This window comes from Buchnera aphidicola (Thelaxes californica), from assembly GCF_005080825.1.
In the GTDB taxonomy this organism is placed as follows: Bacteria; Pseudomonadota; Gammaproteobacteria; order Enterobacterales; family Enterobacteriaceae; genus Buchnera_I; species Buchnera_I aphidicola_V.
Window position 1 is genome coordinate 1 of the sequence record NZ_CP034854.1, and the last position, 3,208, is coordinate 3,208.

Consider the following 3,208-nt stretch of genomic DNA (forward strand, 5'->3'; position numbering starts at 1 on the left):
CCCATTTTCGATCCTATTTTCTAAATTTAAAAAAGCCTTTTAAAAAAGTTAAAAAAAAGCTTTTAAATATTAAATGATAACAATATTTAATTCTAAATAAATTAAGATCATAAAAAAAAATAAAAACTTATTACTTTATAATTTTATAGATATTAAAATTAATGTTTTTAACTAATTTATTTATTAATATTTTAATCTATATAATTAAATCTAATAATTTTTATTTAATGAGATTTTTTATCAATTTATTAATTATAAAATATAACTTTGTAAAAAGATAAGAATGGAGGGGGGGTATTTAATAAATTAAATTATTTATTTTACAGATTTAATTTAAATACTTTTATTTTTCATTAATTATCCATTTTATTGTATGATCAATAATTTTATTTCCAAATGGGGTTAAAATAGATTCAGGGTGAAATTGAAAACCACAAATTAAATTTTCATCATCTCTAACAGCCATTGGGATTTTTTCATAGTAGGCATTAACAATAATTTTTTTATTCGAAATATTTGTACCCATAAGAGAATGATAACGACCTGCTATAAAAGGGGAGGGTATATGTTTAAACATAGCTTTTTGATCATGTTTAATTAGTGAAGTTTTTCCATGCATAATTTTCCCAGATGGTTTTATTTTACCTCCATAAGTTTCAACAATTGCTTGAAAACCTAAACATATCCCCACAATAGGAATTTTACCCTTGAACATTTTTATTAAAGATAATATGCACCCTGCATTTTTAGGTAAACCTGGGCCAGGTGATAACATAATTATTGGATTATTTAAATTATTAATAAAATCAGAAATTATAGTAATATTTGTATCATTTCTAAAAATGATGACTTTATGTTTTTTTACTCTTAAATGATCTACTAAATTATATATGAATGAATCAAAATTATCTATAAATAGTATATTTGCCATCTCCTCTTCCTTTCTTTATTTCTTTCAAAATTTGGTTAGCTGTCATAATTGAATGAAGTACTGCTTGAGCCTTATCCCGGCTTTCATCTGCTTCCATTTGAGGAATTGAATCTAAAATAATTCCTGCTCCAGATTGTACTGTAGCTATACCATTTTCTACGTAAGCTGATCTTATGATGATACATGTATCAAACTCACCAGATGCCGTTAAATAGCCTATAGCGCCTCCATATGACCCTCTTCTCTCTCCTTCAAACTGAGCTATTAGCTGCATTGCTTTTATTTTAGGAGCCCCAGTTAAAGTACCCATATTCATACATGCCTGGTAGGCATGGAGGGCATCTAGATCAGGGAGAAGTTTTCCATAAATATTAGATACTAGATGCATTACATGCGAGTATTTATCAACCTTAGTTAAATCTGATACCGATCTGGTTCCAGGGATACAAATACGTGCTAAATCGTTTCTAGCAAGGTCTACTAACATAATATGTTCAGACATTTCTTTTTCATTTGTTCTCATTTCCAATTCAATTTTGCTATCTAAATCTAGATCTATTTTATTGTTTTTATTTATACCTCTAGGACGAGTCCCTGCTATAGGATAAATTTCTACTTTTCTATTTTCAGGGTTAAATTTCAATGAACTTTCTGGGGATGCTCCAAACAAATTAAATCTGATGTCTTGCATAAAAAACATATAAGGGCTAGGGTTATTTTTTTTTAAAATTTGATACGAAACTAATGGATCAATACAAGAAGTGAAAAATTTTCTAGATGGGACAATTTGAAAAATATCTCCTTTCAAAATAAATTTTTTCATATCGTTAATAATTTTAATATATTCATTGTCATTTTTATTAATATTTACATTTTTTGTATTATATATTTGTTCTTTTTTAATTGTAAATTTTCTAAAAGATACAGTACTGATTTTCTTTTTTATTTCTAAAATTTTATTTTTTAATCGAGCTTTTTCAGCAATATTATTTTTGAATAGTGTTGATTGGATAATACATTTTTTTTTTTGATGATCGAGTGTTAATAAAGTTTCAGCAAGATAAAAACAAAAATCTGGACAATTTTGTTTATTAATTAATTTAGGTATTTTTTCGAAAGTTGATACTAAATCATATGAAAAAAATCCCCCTAGAAATATAGCTTTAGGTTCATTTTTTATTGGTTTAATAACTCTTAATAAAAATCTTAGAGAATCAAATATAGATAAAGTTCTAATTTTTTTATCTTCGTCAATATTTTTTTTACTTTCTGGGAATTTATATTTTCTTCCATTAGGATATGAAAAAATTTCAACATGGGGGGAAAATATGAAATCTAAAACAGGTAATAAAGCTTTACCATTAGTAGTAAAGCAATCAAAAGTAACTGTTAAATCTTGAGCGGTAATTTTTAAAGCTGTATCTACAATTAACATACTTTCTACATTTTTTCTGGTATTAATCTCAGCAGATTCCAAAAGTAAAGTATACGGTTTGGATTCACATAATGTATGGAAAATTAAAGTAGGGTCAGAATGATATTCTGCATAATCTTTTATTAATTCAATTTCATATTTTTGATTTTTCATTTTTTATTTTTTTTTTTTTTTAGTTTATATTAAGTGAATGTAAAGCACTTTATTTTACTTTCATTTTTAAAAAATTTATATATATATATAAATATACTACATTTTTCATTATATATTAATAATTCATTTAGATAATGTTTATTTTTTACAATTTTACTCTTTTAACTTCAGATATTTGTTTTTTCTAAATAAAACAATCATAACATAAAAAATCACATTAGTTATATATTTTATAAATATCTAATTTTTTTAAAAGACAACAAATAAAACAATAACATGATAATAAATAAAGTAAAGCGATAATTTAAAAACTGTTCTTATATATTACACATTAACTCATTTTCTGAACTTTTTGACCTTAAAAAAAGACAAAAAAAAAGTTATGCACATTTTATGCACATTTTATGCACATTTTATGCACATTTTATATTTAAGCTTTTTAAAATGTGGATAAAATTTTTTATAAAGGGGGGGGGTTATAAAAAATTAAAAAAAATTAAAAAAAATTGATTGTTTTATCAAAAAAATGATGATTTAGATGCAAACTCAAAAAATTTTTTTTTATTCGAACTTGAATTATTCTCTTTTTAAGCTTTTTTAATTTTTAAAAATTTGTTTGATCTTAAATTTTTAAATGAATACTTAAAATCTTTAAAATTAAATCATTACCCCATTTTCGATCCTATTTT

The 3,208-nt window shown here is 23.8% G+C and carries 2 protein-coding genes; both read right to left on the reverse strand.

Features of this window, described 5'->3' with window-relative positions:
- Nucleotides 1-343: 343 nt before the first annotated feature.
- Nucleotides 344-931, reverse strand: coding sequence for an aminodeoxychorismate/anthranilate synthase component II (locus tag D9V80_RS02490; protein WP_158353947.1), 588 nt, complete (start codon nucleotides 929-931; stop codon nucleotides 344-346).
- The gene (locus tag D9V80_RS02495; RefSeq protein ID WP_158353949.1) at nucleotides 906-2,519 is read right to left on the reverse strand and encodes an anthranilate synthase component 1; all 1,614 of its coding nucleotides are present in this window, start codon (nucleotides 2,517-2,519) and stop codon (nucleotides 906-908) included. Before D9V80_RS02495 ends, D9V80_RS02490 begins: the two co-directional genes overlap by 26 nt.
- Between the last annotated feature and the right edge of the window lie 689 nt (nucleotides 2,520-3,208).

Excerpts from the sequence above, each read along its gene's own strand:
- D9V80_RS02490 (WP_158353947.1), bottom strand. The coding sequence starts at position 931 with ATGGCAAATATACTATTTATAGATAATTTTGATTCATTCATATATAAT.
- D9V80_RS02495 (WP_158353949.1), bottom strand. The coding sequence starts at position 2,519 with ATGAAAAATCAAAAATATGAAATTGAATTAATAAAAGATTATGCAGAA.